The sequence below is a fragment of the Acidobacteriota bacterium genome (assembly GCA_016715115.1).
In the GTDB taxonomy this organism is placed as follows: domain Bacteria; phylum Acidobacteriota; class Blastocatellia; order Pyrinomonadales; family Pyrinomonadaceae; genus JAFDVJ01.
Window position 1 is genome coordinate 262,970 of record JADKBM010000004.1, and the last position, 18,506, is coordinate 281,475.

The following is an 18,506-nucleotide window of genomic DNA, read 5'->3' on the forward strand; positions in this document are numbered from 1 at the left end:
CATATCTCATCCCAGGAGGCAGTCGGAAAAAGCCGCTTGAGAACTGAATCTTCTTCCTCAAGCGTGCCGAGCACGCGAACTTGCGATAGCACCACGTTAAGCGGAGCGGAACGTGGTGGCAGGACGCCCGAGTTCCCAAGCGTGTGTAACATGCGTAACTGTTCGCAACAGGTCCGCGTGCAAAGCACGATGAGCGCAAAATGTCGCCGCGGTTACGGCGTGTATCCGGCCTCGACCGGTTCGTCACCCGAGATTCCGAACTGCGTCGCCGCAAAACCGGCCTGGCTGCGGTTCATATACCAGACACCCGTCGACGGTCGGAACACGGCGACGTCATACTTGCCGTCGCCGTCGAAATCACCGGTCGCCGGAACATCGTCGGAAAGGCCGAATTGAAGCGACGTGACGCCCGCTTGGGTTCGGTAGAGATACCAAACGCCGGCGCGATAAATTCCGAGGTCCGATTTGCCGTCGCCGTCAAAATCGGCCTGTACCGGCTGATCGCCCGGCAGTCCGAACTGGATCGCCGTATAGCCGTCGGTGCTGCGGAGCAGATGCCAGACGCCCGAATCGGGACGCCAAACCGCAAGATCGGCCTTGCCGTCGCCGTCGAAGTCGTCGGGAACCGGTTTGTCGCCGGTCAGACCGAACTGTTGGATCATAAACGACGTTCCGCGGCTATCGAGACTGTTTTTGACGTACCAAACGCCGGTCGAAGGCCGGAAGACGGCGATATCGGTGCGGCCGTCGCCATCGTAGTCGGCCGGAACCGGAATGTCGCCGACGGCGCCGAACTGGTAGGCCGTATAGATCGTTCTGGAGTAGAGATGCCAGACGCCGGTGTCGGGTCGCCAGACCGCGAGATCGGTCTTTCCGTCACCGTCATAATCGCCCGGCGCGATGACGTCGGTCGGAATTCCGAAGGTTTGAATGTAGTATGTCGGAGCCGCGCTGTTGGCGACATACCAGACGCCGTTTGACGGCCGCCAGACGGAAATGTCGCTCTTACCGTCGCCGTCGAAATCCGCGCGGCGGTTCTTCACGATCGCATTCGAGGCGACCGGACCGTCGGCGATATTGCCGTCGATATTGAAAGTCACGCCGCCCCACGTCTCGTTATGCGGCGCTTGCCACTGCTTGATGCGCTGGTGGTTTCCCCAAGCCGATTCCGGAACGACCGGCGACGGCGCGTTGTACGTCCAGACGGACATCACGTTGTCCCAGCGCGCGAGCCACACGGCATCCATCCGGCTCGCTTCGGGAATGCTCAGCCAATCGCCGACGGCGTTCGTCGGCGAACCGTAAACGCCGGATTTGAAGCCGAGTTCCTTGACGCGGTCGGTCCAGCCTTTGAGAAACGCCTTGGTTGGCGTCGAGCACGCGCCGGTTCCGCTGACGTCGTCGTAGCGCTCCATATCGTAATAAAGGATCGAGCCGGCCGTCAGACCAAGATTGATCGCGTCCGTTACCGCAATATCGGCTTCACCGCGCCCCTGTGTTTCGGCGGTAGCGGGATCCGAACTGTGTTTGACGCTCGTCGTGCTGACCGAACACGGCGATTGGTAGCCAACGACCGTCGGTATCAGGCCCCAGCCCTGCGCCGCTACGGCAGTTACCCACGCCGCGGTCAGTTGCGGTTGCGAACATCCGCGGTTGCGACCCGACATATAGATATTGGCGTCGAAGAAATAAGAGTTGTCCCACCAGATCTGCATCTGCGCGCTGGTTGCGGCGGTGCATTTGTCGAAGCCGCGGTTGAGGCTGATCCGCGTATTTCCGCCCGGTGGCATAGCAAAGACCGAGTTTTGCACCTCGAGTTTCGCATTCGCCTTTTCAAGCCGTACTCGTTCTTTGATAAGGGCGGGCGTAATCTCATTCTCCGATCCGAAAAGTTTCGTTTCCTGCCAACAGCCGATTTTGAAGCCTTCGCAGCGCCCGTTCTGAGTCACGATCCATCGATTTTCGCCAAACGCGGACTCGTCGGTTATCGCTTCACCGTTGAAGACGGCGGGAGTTTCGAGATCCGAGTTAAGTTTCATCAACTCTTCGACGAATCGCCAGTTCCGGCCCTGATCGTCGGACCGGTAAAGGGCCTCGCGGACAAAGTTCGAACTCGACGCAAGACGAATTCTCAAGACACTGTCGGAGACGAATTCGACGCGGTCGAGACTTGCTTCCGCGATGTGCTCGGGCAGCAGTTCGATCGGATTGGTTTCCCAGCTGTTCCCGCCGTCCAAGGTCAAGGCGATCTTGAGTCCCGGATACCGCTGATCGGCAAGAACGACGCGGCCCGATTCGGCGCGAAAGTAAATTCCCGCGACGATTTCAGAATCCGAGCGCGGAACGGCGATTTCCTGCCAGTTCCGTCCGTTGTCGTCGGAACGAAGGACTGCATCGCCCGTCGAAACGACGCCGGAGGATCTCCCGAAAACCTCGACATCCCTGATCTGCGCCGATGGGCGGGCCGCTTTGGATCTTGCCGGCTGCTGCAGACCACCGCCGATCATCAACTTCCTGAACGGATCGTCGGATTGCGCGAGTACGCAAAATGGAAGGAAACAACAGAAGGATAACGCGACGAGCAGTCTTCTTTTCATTTTCACCTCAACGGAAACCGGAAAAATATCGATCAAAACTTCTTATGTGAATCGCGGAAATTATAGCGCAGGAGAATGGTTAATGGCGAGAGTCCAATGCAAAGACAAAAAAGTCCGGAACGACCCGCAATCGATCGTTCCGGACGACTGAATAACTCCCAAGAGGCGGCTAACTCACAAGCTGAAGCAAATGCCCCATCTGCAATTTCTTTGTCGTCAGATATTTGATGGTGTTTTTCGAGGGACGGAACTCGATCGGGACACGCTCTTCGATCACCAGGCCGCCGTCGCGCATCGCCTGAAGCTTTTCGGGGTTGTTCGACATTACGCGCACGCGGCGGAGACCAAGATCACGGAGGATCTCGACGCACTGGCCGTATTCGCGAAGATCGACACCGAGTCCCAGTTGTTCGTTCGCCTCGATCGTGTCGGCGCCTTCGTCCTGAAGGGCGTACGCCCGAATCTTGTTGATGATGCCGATGCCGCGGCCTTCCTGATGCTGATAAACGATCGCCCCGCGCCCTTCGCGTCCGATCATTTCCATTGCCCTTTGGAGTTGCGGCCCGCAATCGCACTTCGTCGAATGAAAAACATCCCCGGTCAGGCACTGCGAGTGGATCCGGACCAACGCCGGAATGCGTTCGCTGATTTCTCCTTTGTAAACGCAGACAAACTCTTCCTTACTGATAAGCGAACGATAACCGGCGATGCGAAAATCACCGAATTCGGTCGGAAGTTTAGCTTCCGCAACCTTTTCTATGGTTCGAGCGTTTGAGAAAAGTGGAATTTCCGGAGCGCATTCTTTTAACAAGTCGGTGATCATAGTTCAAATCTCCTCTGTCGATGAGCGGTTTGAGCGATTTAAGCTAAACATTTCCACAAAACGATGTCAAGTTTTGAAACTTAAAAATCTACAAGGCGTGATAAAAGTATTAAATTTGTGAGAAATTTCACATTGAACGGTTTGAGCGAATTTTCTATACTTGACTTTTTTGTAAATATGGTTTAGATTAAACGCGAATTTGAGAGATCACGGAGATCTTTCGATGACGAGTACAAGAGAAAGGGGGATATAAATTATGGCAAATTTACATATTACTGAAACAGCAATCAAATCTCCGTTCAATCAGCGCATTATGGCGAACCTTGCGGTTCAGGCCAGCTGGGTTGATAAAGAAAGCGGAGAAACGGTCAACGTCAACGGAGTTACCGAAAACGTCGGCGAAACAAGCACTCTCGTGAGTCTCGAGTTTTTGCCGCCGGTCGGAAGCGAAGTTCAATTGCGGATCTTCGAAAACGAAGAAGCGATCATTGAAGTCCCGACGGAAGTTATCCGTGTCGAACGCGATCCGAGCCAACCGCTTGCAGCACTTTCGATCCTGGACAACGTCAAGAAGTGGAAGTCGATCGTGATGACCGCCGCCGAGACCTGGGTCACCAGGCACTGGCAATTGAACTACGAAGAAGAGTGGGTCAACTAGGTTTCCGACAGAGGATTGTGGACTTCGGATCTGATCCTCGATTTGAACTTCGTCCCAACGATAACGAAAGAGCGGAGAACCAGTATTTCTCCGCTCTTTTCGTGTCAGATTCCAAGGATTCCGGAATCCGGATTCCAGAGATTCCGGATTCCAGATTCCAGAGATTCCGGACTGGGAATCCCGAATCGCGTTTCAATCGCGTCGAGTCGGTACCATCTGCGGTAGCGGATGGTTGGTTGCGGCACTCCCGGACCGAAGTATTGATGCCAACCGATCTTCAACCATCCGCTACCGCAGATGGTACTGACTCGTCCCGGCCCCGAATACCAAGAACCCGTGGGTTTTTCAAAGCTCCCGAATCTGGAATTTCCTGGAAGCTGGAGATTGTCGCGGCAAACTGCGATCGTTGTTAAGGCATCTTTATCTTTTTATATAATGAAATACTTAACTTTCGTCATTCTTCTGTTATTCGTCGTCGGTGCGGTTGCTGCGCAAACGTTGCCCGAAAAGCCTTTGACGCAGGCGGAATACGTCAAACGTCTTTACGAGATTCAAAAATCACCTTCGATGGCTGACGAACTCATCGCCGAACTTCGGCGGCGCGGGATCGGGTTTGAGATCACGGACGGCATCCGCGGACTGACGACGTCGAAGAGCCGCAACAACGCCGAACTCAAACGGGCGCTCGAGGAAGCCGCGCGCCGAAAAGCGAATCCCGACGCGGCCAAACTGCCTTCGAAGGAAGAATCCGACACGATTCTCGGAAAAGCGCGCGAGGCCGCGCTTCTCGCGCTTGAGGAAATGCCCGACTTTGTCGTCAAACAGCAGATCCAGCGTTCGGCCGCCTACGCCGGGACCAACAATTTCCGCAATCTTGACCGGCTTGTCGTCGCCGTGAGCTATCGCGCCGACGGAAGGGAGGAGTACAAACTTCTCTCGCGCAACGGCGTGATTCAAGAGAATCCGCAGGCGAAAGGCAGCTACGAGGAAGTTGGCGGGACGAGTTCGACCGGGGAGTTCGTGACCGTCCTTTCGAAGATCTTCAAACCCGAAAGCGAAACTGAATTCACGGTCGCCGACACCGATCTGATCCGCCTGCGCAAGGCCGTTGTTTTCGATTTCTCGATCGAACGCGACAAGGCCCAACAGGCGCTCATCGCCGCCGGAACGATCACCGACTCGACGATTACCGGAATGAAGGGAAAGGTCTGGATCGATCGCGAGAACTTTCGTGTTTTGAAGATCGAAAGCGATGCGACCGAGATCCCGGAGACATTCCCGATTCGCGCCGCGCGCCGGATCATCGATTACGAATGGGTCAAGATCAACGATCTCGATTATCTGCTGCCATCCGTTTCCGATGTCCGTCTGACGTTTCGCGAAAGCAAGCAGGTTTTCGAGACCAGAAACCTGATCCGCTTCAAGGGTTATCAGAAATATGGTTCGGAAGTTCGCATTCTCGACGGCGACGAAGAAGAAGTGAAAAACCCATGAGGGATCTGGGATTTGGGGTTTGGGATTTGGGATTTGGGAATTGGGATTCCAAATTCCAAGGTTCGAGATTCCAAGATTCCAGATCCGAATTCAAGATTCCAGAATTCCAAGGGTTCCAGACTGGAAATCCCGAATCGCATTGCAATCGCGTCGAGTCGGTACCATCTGCGGTAGCGGATGGTTGGTTGCGGCACTCCCGGACCGAAGTATTGATGCCAACCTATCTTCAACCATCCGCTACCGCAGATGGTACTGACTCGTCCCGGCCCCGAATACAAAGAACCCGTGGGTTTTTCAAAGCTCCCGAATCTGGAATTTCTGGAATCTGGAATATCCGGAATTTGGAATTTCTGGAATCTGGAATTTCTGGAATCCGGAATCTCCCAAATCCCGAATCCGATATCAGTAGAAGTAATAGATCAACGCCGGGACGATAAGCCAGAGCAGGCCCTTGATCAAGAAGAACAGAAAACCGATCACGCCGACGCGCTTGAGCCAGGTCGCTACATCGGCTTTTTCATCTTGCGGCTTCTCGTTCATCTCATTCAAAATAGACCTTTCCTGAATTCTTTTCAATTTCTTTCTCGATATGAAAAAGATCTTTCTTCGATTTACCGTTGCGGGCTTTTGTCTTATCCTCATCTCAACTGCCGTCGCGGCGCAGATCACCGCGCCGAAACAAGACAAACGTGAGGCTGATTTGCTCGAACTCGTCAAGCTCGATAGATCCATCAAACTCGATATTCGCTACGCCCGGACGGACAACTTCGTCGGAAAGGTCGTCTATTCCGAGGCGCGCGCCTTTTTGCAGCGCCCGGCTGCGGAAGCGCTTGTTCGCGTTCATAAACAACTCAAAAAACAGGGCCTCGGACTTGCCATCTTCGACGGCTATCGTCCGTGGTCGGTAACGAAACTCTTTTGGGAGGTCACGCCGGCCGATCAGCGCAAATACGTCGCAAATCCAAAGACCGGATCGCGCCACAATCGCGGCTGTGCGGTCGACCTCACACTTTACGATCGAAAAACGGGAAAACTGGTTCCGATGCCCTCGGAATTCGACGAATTCAACGAACGCTCGTCACCCGACTTCAAAGGCGGAACCGACGAGGAACGCCGAAACCGCGATCTTTTGCGCCGTTCGATGGAGGTCGAAGGATTCACGGTCAACTCCGACGAATGGTGGCATTTCGACTACAAGGACTGGCAGTCATACTCGATCTACGACATTTCGTTCGATGACGCCGGCTCGCTCGACCGCAAGCCGAAACCGCCATCGGTCAGGGTCGAAAAGAGTTGGAAAAAGTTCTTTGACGATGCCGGCGTCACCGGCGGAACCTATGTTTACGACCTGAATCAAAACAAGCTCACGGTCTACGACAGGAAACGCCTCGACACCGAGTTCATCCCGGCGTCGACGTCAAAGATCATACACTCGTTGATCTTTCTCGATTCGGGCGCCATCAAAGATGAGAACGAAACGTTGAAATGGGACGGAACCGTTCATCGCATCGAGGCCTGGAACCGCGATCAGAACCTTCGCACCGCGTTCAAGGCCTCGGCCGTGTGGTTCTATCTCGATGTTTCGCGCCGGCTTACGAAAGACGCGATGCAGCGATACTATGACGCCGCGAAATACGGAAATCGAAGTACTGAAGGCTTCGGCGATCCGTATTGGGTCAAAGGCGACCTGCGGATCACGCCGCGCCAGCAAATCGATTTTCTGGTGAATTTTCACCGCAACCGACTTCCCTTTTCGCCGCAGGTCATCAATATCGTGAAAGACATTATGATCGAGGAAAAGACGGCAAACTACACGCTCCGCGCAAAAACCGGATGGGCCGATGCGTACACTCCGCAGGTCGGCTGGTGGGTCGGCTACGTCGAGCGCGCCGGCAACGCCTATTTCTTCGCGACCGAACTCGACATCAAGTCCGACGCCGACGCTCCGAAGCGCAAAGAGATCACGCGGGCGATTCTCAAAAGTATGGGGATCATTGAGAACTGAGAACGATTGGAGCGCAAGCGTCCCCGCTTGCAACGGCGTAAAACGCCGTAAGGCCGTTGAACTTATTGCGCTCTTTTACCGGACGCCGTTCGCGCTCCGCGCTCATTGCAAGCGGGGACGCTTGCGCTCCAATCGTTCTCCGCTCTCCGTTCTCACTTCTCCGTTCTCCGTTCTCCGTTCTCAATTCTCAGTTCTCACTTCTCAGTTCTCACTTCTCCGTTCTCAGTTCCGAGTTGTGGTAGAATCCCAAAACATGAGCGAGCATACGGAGGAAGAAGCATTACTGGAATTCGGAAAGCGCGTCCAGCGCTGTTTCGGATGTTTTGTGGCTTATCATTTGAAAGATATGTATCTGGGCGAAGAGGCATCGTTCTTCTGCGATTACTGCAAGGACGATTCGATGTTTCATTTCGACGTTTTTTCGAAAATGATGGACATTTCGAAGATCCGTGAAGTCGCCGACAATCACCATCATTAATGTCGCGTGTCCTACTGAACATTCGCGGACCGTACGAAACCAAGACCGTTGAAGTCGAGAACGAGGTTTCGATCGGACGAACTGACGCTTCGAGTGTCGTTATCGACGACGCCGGACTGTCGCGCAAAAACACGACGTTTTTCCGCGACGGCGACGACGTGCTCGTCGTTGACGAGAATTCGACCAACGGAACGATTCTGAACGGCGAGAGACTTGTCGGCGCGCCGAAGATCGTAAAGAACGGCGACGAGGTAAAACTCGGCAACGGTACGACGATCCGCGTCGAGTTTGAAACGTCGTCGGCCCGACCAACTACGTCCGCGCCCGCGACCGCTCCGGTGGCAACAACACCGTCGCCCGTCGCCAAAAAATCGCAAATCAAGAAGCAGAAATCCGAAATCCAAAATCAGACGATGCTGATCGCGGCGATCGGACTGTCGGTGGTGATCGTTGCGCTCGGGGCGATCGCGCTCGTGATCGTCAACAACACGAACATCGGCGAATCGAATGGCGGCCGCAATCTGCCGCCGCAGCCCGAAGGATTGCTGATCCCGATCCGCGTGACCGATCCGCTTGGGGGCGAAGACCCCGACGATCTCGACGACCTGATCGCTTCGTGGGAAGTCGAGGAAAAAGAACTCGACCTCAAAACGCTGCAGGACGTAAAGGTTTCCGAGACGGATGCCTCGGGCGACGAGAAATATCTTGAAGTTACCGCCGCGTTTCTTGCGAACCGCAAGGCAAAATCGTTCGAAGCTCGTAGCGGAGTGACCGGAATATCGCCGCCCGGATTGAAAGTTCCGGCAGAGCTTCGCGGCGACGGAGTCGTTAAGCAAAAATTGAAACTGGCGCAGATGAAGAGCACAGGCTATCGCCAACCGCTCGATTTCTCGGATCTCGCACAAAAGCGGCTTGCGCGCGAACTGATCGAAATGCCGATGGCGACCGACAGTTTCTACCTCGAAGTCGGCGGAAGCGCGACAACCGAGCCGTTCACTTCGTTCAGTTTTGAGACCGGCGACGTTCCGATCCAGTCAGGATCCGCGAAGTTTCAGCCCCTCATCAGCCTCGCTTCGAAATACGGAGTAAGCCTCGACAACCCGACCGATCGCAAACAGATCCGGATGCGTCTCCTAAGAATGTTCAACAAAGGCGCGAAACCCGTACTTGAGGAGGTCGCGCGAGCCTATTACGAGAAATACAACCGCCCGCTTCGGGTTACCAGCCTGACGCGTTCGATGGACTACCAGATCAGTCTCAACAAGACCAACGCGAACTCCTTCAAGGTCCGCGATGCCAATTCGCTTCCCCCGCATACGTCGGGCTGCGCGTTCGACCTTGCGCGCAAGCATATGACCGTCGACGAACAGAACTTCGTAATGGAAAAACTCGCCGAAATGGAACGCGCGAGAAAACTCGACGCGCTGATCGAATATGGTACGAATGCCTGTTGGCACATCTTCATCTATTACGACGGCGTCGCGCCGTGATCGGCCGATCAGAATCCACGCCGCGTCGATCAGGCATTCAATCCCGGCTGGACGAGCCGCGCCAGTCGGGAAAACTACTCAAATCGTAGGCGGCTTTACGTCCTCCCGCTAACTCCCTAAACTTGAGTCAATGGCCGAACACGAAAGTCACCGTAAAAAGAACCTGACGGTCCTGGCGCGCAAACTAAGCCGTTTGACGAGCGAGCAAAAGCGCGCGGCGCTTGAATCGAGCGCCGCGCTCGCCGGCGTTTCGCTGCGCGTCAGCCGCCAGTTCGTCGAGGCCGTTCCCAAGGCGGCGAAAATCCTCAGCGCCGGAGATCTGCGCGAATGGGCCGAAATGGGACGGAGACTGGCGATGGGCAGCTCCGATCTCGGAGTTAAGTTCTTTGACTCGGGCGTCGCAGGGTTAAAATATGTCGCGCCCGAAGCGCGGCCTCTGGTTTTTCAGATCTGTGTCCGCCAACTCGTGCTTTCGAGCTCGATCTCGCTCGAAACCTTCGAACTCATTCCGCGGCTCGCCAAGGAAGTTGACGACGAACGGCTTTTCACCGACATTCTGCGCCTCGCATCGGAGATCGCCAACCGGTCGGCAAAACACAGCGCCGACTTTCTGCGTGCGACTCCGAACGTCGCCAAAGCGCTGAAGCGATTTCCAAATGATTCGGCGGCTGAATCTGCGGTCGCTCTCGCGATGAACTTCGCCGGGCGCACGGGCGGGATGACGGCGGATCTTTGGACGAGCCTGCCCGAAGCGCTGAATCGCGTCTCGGTTGAGAACGCCGTGCGTTTGATGAACGCAGCGATCAGATTTCTCGACTTCGGCGGGAGCGTAACGCTGCATTTCGTCGGCGCCGGAGGAATCGTGCTTGAGAAGGCCGCTGAGGTCTTCGATGTCTGGCGAGACGCGCTCGAGCGTGTCGCAAAACACGGAAACGCGATCCTGATCTCTTTCCTGCGGGCGACACCGCGGTTTTTCGTCCAACTTGCGTCACTCAAGAAACACGACGAGATTGTCACGGTCGCCGGCAAAGTCCTCAAACTCGTCGCCGAAATTGCCGAAAAAGACGCCGAAAGCGCGCTCGCCGCATTCCGTTCATCAGCCGGAGCGCTCAAAAAGGTTTCGCTCGATCAGTTTGAGGAATGGATCGAAACCGGCCTCGCCGAGAAAGAAAACGCATCGGCCAAAGCGCGCAAGAGCTATTTCGCGCTCGAAACGCGGCAGTCGAACGAACTGCTTCAGGAAGCGCAGGAAGGTTTGCCGCTCGACGCTGTTCAAACCGTGTTGCGTATCTATGTCGAAGGCCTGACCGGCAAACAGATCGAGGTTGCGCCGCTTTCGGCGATGCCGCAGGAATCAAGGATCGGCGACGGCAAAACGATCTATCTTCCGGCGAACGTGAACGAGTTTGACTCGGAAGATCTCGATTTCCGCCTGTACAAAGTACTCGCCGCACACGGCGCCGGTCAGATCGAGTTCGGCACCTTCGAAAAGGACACCAAGCAGCTCAAAGCGGCGTTCGCCGAACTGGGCGAACTATATGCGGCGACCGCCGATCAAACCGACGCTTTCTCGCTCGCCGGTTACATCGAGGACGTGCAGAAGGGCGATCGGGCTTTGTCCGACGACGAACTCAGGGCGGAGGTCAAGAAACGCGTCAAGAAACTGCCGAAGGATTCCGACTATCGCGCCGTTCTGCAGGTTTTCCCGGAACCGCGTCTGGCGCGCAAAATCTTCGGCACGATGGAAAACGCGCGCATCGACGCGTCGTTGCGCCGGTCATATCGCGGTCTGCGCAAGGACCTCGACCTGATGCGCGATTTTCTGCGCCAGCGCCGTCCGTTCATTTTCGACATTCCGATGAATCAGGTCCCATTCGAACTCTTGTTCCAGATCACGCTTTGCGGCGGCGCGACCGACGATGCGCGACAGTTTTACGGTCAGATCGTCTCGGAGATCGAAACGATCGTCGAAAAATATCTGACACGTTGGTCGGAAGCGGCCGACTTGCAAATCCGAAATCAGAAATCACAAATCCGAAATCCCAATGTCGCCGACAGTTTGATGGCCACCTCGCGCGTCTATACGCTCTTTCAGAACATCACGCCTGAAGAGACGCAATCGCAGGAATCGCAGACCGAAGAAAAGGGCGAGTTCGCCTACGACGACAAAACGGCGGAGGAATCGGTGCTGGAAAGTCAGGTAGAGCGCGAACGGAAGCAGAAGAAATCACAGGACATTAAGGATCTGTTCAATGCCTGGAACGCGCTCGAGGACGACGACGACGAGCCCGACGATCTGCAGGGCGCCGAGGCTTGGTCTTCATCCGAGATGCCCGAACAACCGCTCGAAGCCGGCGACGTCGCCTTCAGCTACGACGAATGGGATCGCGACCTTTCGGATTACCGCGTCGGCTGGAGCCGCGTCATCGAAAAGAAGGTCCGTCAGGGCGATCGCAATTTCGTTGAACTCGCGCGCTCGCGCTATCGCGGCGTGATCTCATCGATCCGGCACCAGTTTCAGCTGATGAAGCCCGAGAATCTGACGCGCATCAACCGTGAGATCGACGGCGAGGATTACGATCTGAACGCATTGATCGACTATGTCGTCGACAAACGCGCCGACGGGCGGCAATCGGAGAACATTTACACCAAACGACTTAGAAAACAAAGGGATGTCGCAGTTTCGCTGCTTTTGGATCAATCGTCATCGACGGCGCGGACGATCACACGCAATCCGCTGCAGCCGTACACACACCCCGGACGCCGCATCATCGAGATCGAAAAGGAAGGTTTGGTGCTGATGAGCGAAGCGCTCGAGGCGGTCGGCGACGTCTATTCGATCAGCGGTTTCACGAGCGAGGGTCGGCGAAACGTCAAATTCTATGTCGTCAAGGATTTTTCGGAGAAATACTCGGAAGAGATCGAACGCCGGATCGGCGGGATCACATTTCAGAACAACACAAGGATGGGCGCCGCGATCCGCCACGCCGCGGCGAAGCTCGTCCGCCAGGAATCGCGCACAAAACTTCTGATCATCCTCACTGACGGCCGACCGTACGACCACGATTACGGCGACGCGCGATACGCCCGCGAGGATGTCCGCGAAGCGCTGACGGAGGCTAAAATCCAGGGCATCACGCCGTTCTGCATCACGATCGACCGCGAATCCGAATCCGAACTCCGCGATCTTTACGGCGACGTCGGCTACACGATCATCGACGATGTTCTGAGTTTGCCCGAGCGTATGCCGAATATTTACCGCCGACTGACGAGCTAGGTCTTTGTTTGGAGTTCCGCCCTTAGGCGGCGAGTTAGGAGTTCCGCCCTCAGGCGGCGAGTTAGGAGTTCCGCCTTCAGGCGACGTTGCGATGGATCTTCTTCAATCATTAAGCGCCGGAACGATCGTGTTCGGGATCCTGATTCCCGGCGTGCTAGGTCTTGCGTCCGCGATACTGGCAGTTTGCGGGTTCGCCGATCTGTGGATCGTCCATCGTCGCCGCAAATGGCCGACCGCATCCGGATCGGTCGTCGCGAGCGAGATCCTGACTCCCCACCGCCGCGGATGCCGCCCGTTTATCACGTATCGCTTTCAAGCCAACGGGTACGAGTACCAAAGTTCGAACTTCTTCCACGGACAGGCAAATTCCGGCTACAGTCGACCGGAGGCGGAACGCCGAATCGCGGGATTCCCGCCCGGAACGCCCGTCACCGTCCATTATGATCCGGCCGATCCTCACCGGTCGGTGGTCGTCATTAGAACGATATTCTGGAAATTCATGCTCGGATCGGCGCTGTTCGCGATCGCGGCCGCCGGATCCGCGGTGATCGCGTCCGTCGTCGAATTCTTCGGAAGGCGCTGAATCGGAAATCAGCGTTTGCACATTCCCTTGTCCACCTTTTAACGTAGGAACCTATGAGCATTGCGACAAAAACGGGTGACAAGGGCAAAACGGCGCTGATTGGCGGCGAGCGCGTTTCGAAGGCTGACTTTCGGGTCGAAACTTACGGGACGATCGATGAACTCGGCGCGGCGATGGGCTTTGCGCGTTCGATCTGCGGCGATGCGGCGATCAACGATCTGACGAAGACGATCCAGCGCGAACTTTTTCTGGTGGCCGGGTCGGTTGCGAACCCAAAATTCGAAGACGCGCCGAAGCCTTATGTGACGCCGGAAATGGTCGATCAACTGACCGCGGAAGTCACCCGGATCGAGTCGATGGAAGGGATATTGTCGGACTGGAGCCTTCCCGGCGACGTTTCATCGGCGGCTGCATACGACATCGCCCGGACGATCTGCCGCCGCGCCGAGCGCTGCGTCGTTCGGATGCACGAGTCGGGCGAGAACGTCGACACGCAGATCATCACCTATCTCAATCGCCTTTCGGACCTCCTCTGGCTGATCGGCCGCTTGCTCGAACTCAACGCCGGCGTCGATTCCTCGCTTCGCGACGACGAACACAAGGGCTCAAAGTGGTCGCGGGCCTGGTGATTTGCGATCGTGTTTGGAGTTCCGCCTTCAGGCGGCCCTGAATCGCCATTTTGTTTGGATTTCCGCCTTCAGGCGGCCCTGAATCGCCATTTTGTTTGGATTTCAATCCCGCCGCACGGAAAGAATTCGTTTATCCTATCTAACTTGTTCGCGACTTAACCAACGTGCGATTCACCTCAAACCATCCAAAACACATAAGCCCTGCTAATCAAAAGCGCCTAACACAATCATCAAATCGAATTTGACGCTTCCAGATCACGCGGAACAAAATGTTGGCAATTCCGACAGAATCGCAAGCCGCGTGCTTTCGGGAGCGCGATTTGGGGGAATCGGGCTCGAAACAGGGGGAACCAGGGGACCGGATCGAGGTGGTCCGAGTTATTTGACGCCTTGAGTAGAAGGGCGTTTCGCCAATTGCAGAGTACTTCGCGAGGTGGTAATGCTCAAACAAGGGCACACTCGGCCGACGGAAAATCGGCAAATAGGTTTAACGAAACAACGGCGGATCGCGATCAGTGCGATCGGTCGTTTTTTGGTTTTTGAACGAAGATCTTTACGTTAATGAACTTGGGGCTTAGTGGTCAGGGAGACGATTATGCGCGCACTCATTTCTACGCCGTTTTTTCGGGGAGGCAGAACAGTCTTGAAGAAGGAGGAGGTCCGAGACTACGAAGGTCTGAATGTTGCGTTGGCAACGTGGTATCTGCAGACGCTGATAGACCAGTTTGAATCTGATAAGAATACCCTATACACCGGTCGCAACGCTGTTCGGGCGGCTCTTGCCGCGTATAACCGCGGTCGCCGCGAGGTTCTTAAGTACGGACTCGGAAAACCCCAAACGAAATCAGGGACTTTCTATGCCGACTCAGTGCTTGCTTGTGAGAGAATTTTGAAGAAATAGACCTTAGACCAGGAGAATCGACAAATGTTCAATCGTCAAACCAAGTTTATCGGATTGCTTTGTCTGATAACAATCGAATTTGCCCTTTCTTGTCGGCAGCCTCCACCTGTGACGCCGGCGCAAAAGTCTAATCTAAATTCCGATCTCAATATTGTTGGGTCTGGCCGGTTCTTGCCGACTGACAAAGCGGACGAAAATCAAGGATATTATGACTTCAAAGTCATGCGCTTAAGCCCGCCGAACGAGGGCCAGAACGGTCGGATCATCGTTTCGGATGAGAAGGGTAACACCGTATATGATCAATCGTTCACCGTGCTCGTTTCGGCCGCTATCGTTCCGATCGAACACGGCTCGGAACAACTTGTGATCCGTTACAATGAATACGCTTCGACAGACTCTCTTCGTATTCTCAGTTTTTCCAGCGGAACGTTGAGAGTCTTCGCTGACGACCTTGCCGTTTTTGGGACGCTCGCCTTCCTCCCCGATGAGGATGTCCAATTGGCGGCACAAAGTCCTCGATTGCTTCTGGATATCGGTCGGGCAAAGAGCGATTTCGGAATGGATTTCAGCGTCAGGATGTATCGGTTGGAGGAAGGGGTGTACAGATACGTCCGTGCCGTTGATTACAAGCGAATACTCAAGGAACTTCGTGAAGGGCCCAAGAGTAACAGTGCCTTCACCTTCGTGCGAAATAGCGTTCACGTTCACGCGAAATAGTGTTCATCTTGGTGCGAAATATGCAATGATCCGGGGAAAAGTGAACGATGACGGAGATACCGAGAAATGAAAGTACGAAGAATCTTGTCAATTTCCTTTGCAACAATCATCTTATTGCTTTGTGTAAAATTCTATGGTGAGTGTATAGGTTTTGATCAAGGATATTCGTTAGCTGAGCAAATTGACGGAAAATCTGATATCAAGCTAAGCGGTGGTGTGCCGACTACATACAGTTTTCTGGCAGAACGATACTATTTTATGGGATGTTTTCTGATCCTTTTTGTGTTCGGAAAAATGTTAAAGAATCAGATCATCTCGCCATTAGTTTGCATTTCTTCATTGGGCATAATCGTGTACCAAATCTGGCTAATGTATTCACTGAAAATGGAACGTTTTCTAAGCGTGAGTAATTATGACATTCTACTGCGCAATTCTATTCTTTTTGATCGCTTTTGCTTTTTCATTGTGCTTTTGTTGCTAACTATTGAAATTGCTAACATTATTGCTTTTTCACGAGACCGAGTAAAAACAGTTAATTTGTAAATCGATACGCCTGTCGCATCGATGAGGTAATTGATTTCAGGTGAAACGTGAGATGCAGGGCGCGACGACAAAGGAAACCAATTCGAGCGGAGCCGTTACCGGAACGAACGAGCTCGACCCGTTGGGGCGCACGGTCGATTCAAGCGGCGCTTACAATTACGACGGAACGAACGATTACGGTGTTCCCGCGGCGGGATTCTATACTCCCGGAAGCGTTCCCGGAGTTTGCGGTACGACGTTCGGGGTTTCGATGTCGTGCGCGATCGTCAATGGATCCGAGTTTCAGCAGCGCAGCCTTCAACAAATAATTGGCTACAACGATTGGAACCTCAACAACGCGTTTATTTCGATCGGACAAAACATTATCCGCAATGCGAATCGAGGTCAAAGTGGCTATGAAGGAGGAAGCGCAAATGTCGGAATGGGGCAGAACATGATAAATAGCGCAACATTCTGGAATTACTGGGATCGAGGACTTTTATGGCTTGGTAGCACAGACCGTAGAGAAGGAGGTGGCTCTGAACCAAAGTTACGACCAATAACACCGCCGCCGCCACCGCCACCGCCTGGCTTCGACAAGGATGAAATCAAGTATATTGACAATGCGTTGAAAAACGCGGAGCAAATTACGAAGAAGAACAAATGTGATATGGCGTTGAGCAAATTCGGAATTCCAAGCTTAAATGCCCTGTTGCTTAAGTATAGTGCAGGCGGAAGTTGGACGGGCAAAATTGATGACGGTCGGCAGGAAGCAATTACGATCTTGGATGACAAAGGTAACCAATTGAATCTGGGTGCCGATCCAAAAGGAATTCCTGCCTTCGTGAAAGGCGGTACGACCTACCTAAACTCGGGGTTTTTCAGCGGAACGTCGTTCCCGGAATTGAGACGGGCCATAATTTTGATTCACGAGGCGGTACATCAATTCGGCAATCTCAAAGATCTTACTTTTAATTCCTCGGGACAGAAAGGGAGCAAAACCGGATCACGTAATTTAACAAAGAAGATTGTCGAGAACTGCTATCCAGCCGCCAAGAGTCTGATTAAGGAACTAGAAAATCTCTAAGTTTGGAGGTGAAAAATGCGTGCGATGAATCCGAGTTCAACTCTCATGATCTTTTTATTCCTTGTCGGAATAAACCTTGTGGTATTAGCTCAGACGAACTCCGACTGGAAGCTGAGCAGAATTGCAGAACCGAATTCAACAAGCGGGTTCAACCGAATCGCTTTCACGGATATGAGTACCGGGTGGGCGACAAGCGGCGACGGCGTTCTGTTTTTGACGCTCGACGGTGGCGCAAGTTGGCGAAAATTAAGCATTCTTCCTGACACGAACCTTGTCGGGACGTTCTTCATTGACCGGCGAACCGGTTGGATCTCGGGCGGAATGAAAGTCGCTAAAGCCAAAATTCAGCCCCAGGTTTGGAGGACCACGGACGGACGCAACTGGTTGCCCGGTTCCGGATTTGACGGGATGTTTGGGACGCTGAATGACGTCTTTTTCGCCGATTCGAATCGCGGTTGGGCGGTCGGAGCAATCGAATCAAACGGCCAAAGTCATGGCGCAATCTTTTGCACGAACGATGGCGGCAGCTCATGGAAGATGACCTTTGATGCGAAAGTGGGCTTCCTGAATCGAGTTCTCGTGACGGAGACGAACACGATTTGGACCGTCGGTGAACGGGAGATTCTAAAATCAACTGACGGAGGGAAGAGTTGGAAATCCAGCCACAGGGAAGATAACGTAGATTTTTTTGCGATTGCATCTCCTAAGGCCGGGAGCATCGTGGCTGTCGGCAGCGAGGGTACGATCCTATTCAGTGAAAATTCAGGCGATTCCTGGCACTCCGCCACATTGGATCCGGCAGCGCGTGACAATTGGTATTCTGCGGTTGAATTCGTTAACGAAACGACCGGTTATGCGGCCGGCGGTTTCGGCGGAAGTTCCGGGTTGGTCGTGACACGCGACGGTGGCAAGTCTTGGTCCAGAATCGACATCAACCTCAGTGATGGGTTCATTCAGGACATCGCTTTGAAGGCTGGAAAGATTTTTTTGCTTGGCCCGGATGGATCGGTCGCCTCAGCCCGGACTCAGAATTAGCATGGCAAAAAGATTGGGAAAACAATTAGACAACCAATTCCTACTATTTCTACTCAAGCGTTCTCGGGAGACTCCTGTTTGAATTGAATGGCTCTGGCGGTTTCAAGAAGGCGTACGCCTATTCACCGTCGGGCCAACTCCTCGCGCGGCAGGAAAGCAACGGCGTGACCTGGGTGACGGGCGAGGCGCAGGGCGCGACGACAAAGGAAA

The 18,506-nt window shown here is 54.2% G+C and carries 18 protein-coding genes; 15 read left to right on the top strand and 3 right to left on the bottom strand.

All coding sequences use genetic code 11. The features are described from left to right. Window positions 1-212: 212 nt before the first annotated feature. Both IPN69_03370 and ribA read right to left on the bottom strand, forming a co-directional pair. Window positions 213-2,597, bottom strand: a complete 2,385-nt coding sequence (locus IPN69_03370) for a DUF1906 domain-containing protein (protein MBK8809755.1) — start codon at window positions 2,595-2,597, stop codon at window positions 213-215. A gap of 169 nt (window positions 2,598-2,766) precedes the next feature. Then, window positions 2,767-3,420: a GTP cyclohydrolase II gene (gene ribA, locus IPN69_03375; GenBank protein MBK8809756.1), complete on the bottom strand. Its 654-nt coding sequence runs from the start codon at window positions 3,418-3,420 to the stop codon at window positions 2,767-2,769. Window positions 3,421-3,676: 256 nt separating this feature from the next. Between ribA and IPN69_03380 the strand changes: the two genes are divergently transcribed. From IPN69_03380 to IPN69_03395, 4 genes are all read left to right on the top strand, one after another. Further along, complete coding sequence (locus IPN69_03380; protein MBK8809757.1) at window positions 3,677-4,078, top strand: hypothetical protein; 402 nt, start codon at window positions 3,677-3,679, stop codon at window positions 4,076-4,078. 42 nt (window positions 4,079-4,120) lie between these two features. Then, window positions 4,121-4,303 (top strand): hypothetical protein, encoded by a 183-nt coding sequence (locus tag IPN69_03385; GenBank protein MBK8809758.1) that lies wholly within the window; start codon window positions 4,121-4,123, stop codon window positions 4,301-4,303. A gap of 210 nt (window positions 4,304-4,513) precedes the next feature. Next, a complete protein-coding gene (locus tag IPN69_03390) occupies window positions 4,514-5,572 on the top strand; it encodes a hypothetical protein (GenBank protein ID MBK8809759.1) in 1,059 nt (352 codons plus the stop codon). Between the two features lie 12 nt (window positions 5,573-5,584). After that, window positions 5,585-5,746: a hypothetical protein gene (locus tag IPN69_03395; protein MBK8809760.1), complete on the top strand. Its 162-nt coding sequence runs from the start codon at window positions 5,585-5,587 to the stop codon at window positions 5,744-5,746. Between the two features lie 228 nt (window positions 5,747-5,974). Here the strand turns inward: IPN69_03395 and IPN69_03400 are convergent, their stop codons facing one another. Continuing rightward, a complete protein-coding gene (locus tag IPN69_03400; protein MBK8809761.1) occupies window positions 5,975-6,112 on the bottom strand; it encodes an alanyl-tRNA synthetase in 138 nt (45 codons plus the stop codon). 49 nt (window positions 6,113-6,161) lie between these two features. Between IPN69_03400 and blaOXA the strand changes: the two genes are divergently transcribed. The 11 genes from blaOXA to IPN69_03455 all read left to right on the top strand — a co-directional run bounded on the left by blaOXA (window position 6,162) and on the right by IPN69_03455 (window position 18,296). Beyond that, window positions 6,162-7,577, top strand: a complete 1,416-nt coding sequence (blaOXA, locus tag IPN69_03405; GenBank protein MBK8809762.1) for a class D beta-lactamase — start codon at window positions 6,162-6,164, stop codon at window positions 7,575-7,577. Between the two features lie 253 nt (window positions 7,578-7,830). Further along, on the top strand, window positions 7,831-8,055 hold the full coding sequence (locus IPN69_03410; GenBank protein ID MBK8809763.1) for a hypothetical protein: 225 nt from the start codon (window positions 7,831-7,833) through the stop codon (window positions 8,053-8,055). Then, window positions 8,055-9,545 carry an FHA domain-containing protein gene (locus tag IPN69_03415; GenBank protein ID MBK8809764.1) on the top strand — a complete coding sequence of 497 codons (1,491 nt, stop codon included), beginning with the start codon at window positions 8,055-8,057 and terminating at the stop codon, window positions 9,543-9,545. Before IPN69_03410 ends, IPN69_03415 begins: the two co-directional genes overlap by 1 nt. A 130-nt stretch (window positions 9,546-9,675) precedes the next feature. Continuing rightward, on the top strand, window positions 9,676-12,822 hold the full coding sequence (locus IPN69_03420; protein MBK8809765.1) for a VWA domain-containing protein: 3,147 nt from the start codon (window positions 9,676-9,678) through the stop codon (window positions 12,820-12,822). A 91-nt stretch (window positions 12,823-12,913) separates the two neighbouring features. Next, window positions 12,914-13,405: a DUF3592 domain-containing protein gene (locus IPN69_03425; GenBank protein MBK8809766.1), complete on the top strand. Its 492-nt coding sequence runs from the start codon at window positions 12,914-12,916 to the stop codon at window positions 13,403-13,405. A 53-nt stretch (window positions 13,406-13,458) separates the two neighbouring features. Beyond that, window positions 13,459-14,034 (top strand): cob(I)yrinic acid a,c-diamide adenosyltransferase, encoded by a 576-nt coding sequence (locus IPN69_03430; GenBank protein ID MBK8809767.1) that lies wholly within the window; start codon window positions 13,459-13,461, stop codon window positions 14,032-14,034. A 643-nt stretch (window positions 14,035-14,677) separates the two neighbouring features. Continuing rightward, complete coding sequence (locus IPN69_03435) at window positions 14,678-14,935, top strand: transglycosylase SLT domain-containing protein (protein MBK8809768.1); 258 nt, start codon at window positions 14,678-14,680, stop codon at window positions 14,933-14,935. A gap of 24 nt (window positions 14,936-14,959) precedes the next feature. Then, window positions 14,960-15,652 (top strand): hypothetical protein, encoded by a 693-nt coding sequence (locus IPN69_03440; protein MBK8809769.1) that lies wholly within the window; start codon window positions 14,960-14,962, stop codon window positions 15,650-15,652. Between the two features lie 66 nt (window positions 15,653-15,718). Continuing rightward, window positions 15,719-16,195 carry a hypothetical protein gene (locus tag IPN69_03445; protein ID MBK8809770.1) on the top strand — a complete coding sequence of 159 codons (477 nt, stop codon included), beginning with the start codon at window positions 15,719-15,721 and terminating at the stop codon, window positions 16,193-16,195. Between the two features lie 40 nt (window positions 16,196-16,235). Then, on the top strand, window positions 16,236-17,261 hold the full coding sequence (locus IPN69_03450; protein MBK8809771.1) for a hypothetical protein: 1,026 nt from the start codon (window positions 16,236-16,238) through the stop codon (window positions 17,259-17,261). 537 nt (window positions 17,262-17,798) lie between these two features. Continuing rightward, window positions 17,799-18,296, top strand: a complete 498-nt coding sequence (locus IPN69_03455; protein MBK8809772.1) for a hypothetical protein — start codon at window positions 17,799-17,801, stop codon at window positions 18,294-18,296. Window positions 18,297-18,506 lie beyond the last annotated feature (210 nt).

Excerpts from the sequence above, each read along its gene's own strand:
- IPN69_03370 (MBK8809755.1), bottom strand. The coding sequence starts at position 2,597 with ATGAAAAGAAGACTGCTCGTCGCGTTATCCTTCTGTTGTTTCCTTCCA.
- ribA (MBK8809756.1), bottom strand. The coding sequence starts at position 3,420 with ATGATCACCGACTTGTTAAAAGAATGCGCTCCGGAAATTCCACTTTTC.
- IPN69_03380 (MBK8809757.1), top strand. The coding sequence starts at position 3,677 with ATGGCAAATTTACATATTACTGAAACAGCAATCAAATCTCCGTTCAAT.
- IPN69_03390 (MBK8809759.1), top strand. The coding sequence starts at position 4,514 with ATGAAATACTTAACTTTCGTCATTCTTCTGTTATTCGTCGTCGGTGCG.
- IPN69_03400 (MBK8809761.1), bottom strand. The coding sequence starts at position 6,112 with ATGAACGAGAAGCCGCAAGATGAAAAAGCCGATGTAGCGACCTGGCTC.
- blaOXA (MBK8809762.1), top strand. The coding sequence starts at position 6,162 with ATGAAAAAGATCTTTCTTCGATTTACCGTTGCGGGCTTTTGTCTTATC.
- IPN69_03410 (MBK8809763.1), top strand. The coding sequence starts at position 7,831 with ATGAGCGAGCATACGGAGGAAGAAGCATTACTGGAATTCGGAAAGCGC.
- IPN69_03415 (MBK8809764.1), top strand. The coding sequence starts at position 8,055 with ATGTCGCGTGTCCTACTGAACATTCGCGGACCGTACGAAACCAAGACC.
- IPN69_03420 (MBK8809765.1), top strand. The coding sequence starts at position 9,676 with ATGGCCGAACACGAAAGTCACCGTAAAAAGAACCTGACGGTCCTGGCG.
- IPN69_03425 (MBK8809766.1), top strand. The coding sequence starts at position 12,914 with ATGGATCTTCTTCAATCATTAAGCGCCGGAACGATCGTGTTCGGGATC.
- IPN69_03430 (MBK8809767.1), top strand. The coding sequence starts at position 13,459 with ATGAGCATTGCGACAAAAACGGGTGACAAGGGCAAAACGGCGCTGATT.
- IPN69_03440 (MBK8809769.1), top strand. The coding sequence starts at position 14,960 with ATGTTCAATCGTCAAACCAAGTTTATCGGATTGCTTTGTCTGATAACA.
- IPN69_03445 (MBK8809770.1), top strand. The coding sequence starts at position 15,719 with ATGAAAGTACGAAGAATCTTGTCAATTTCCTTTGCAACAATCATCTTA.
- IPN69_03455 (MBK8809772.1), top strand. The coding sequence starts at position 17,799 with ATGACCTTTGATGCGAAAGTGGGCTTCCTGAATCGAGTTCTCGTGACG.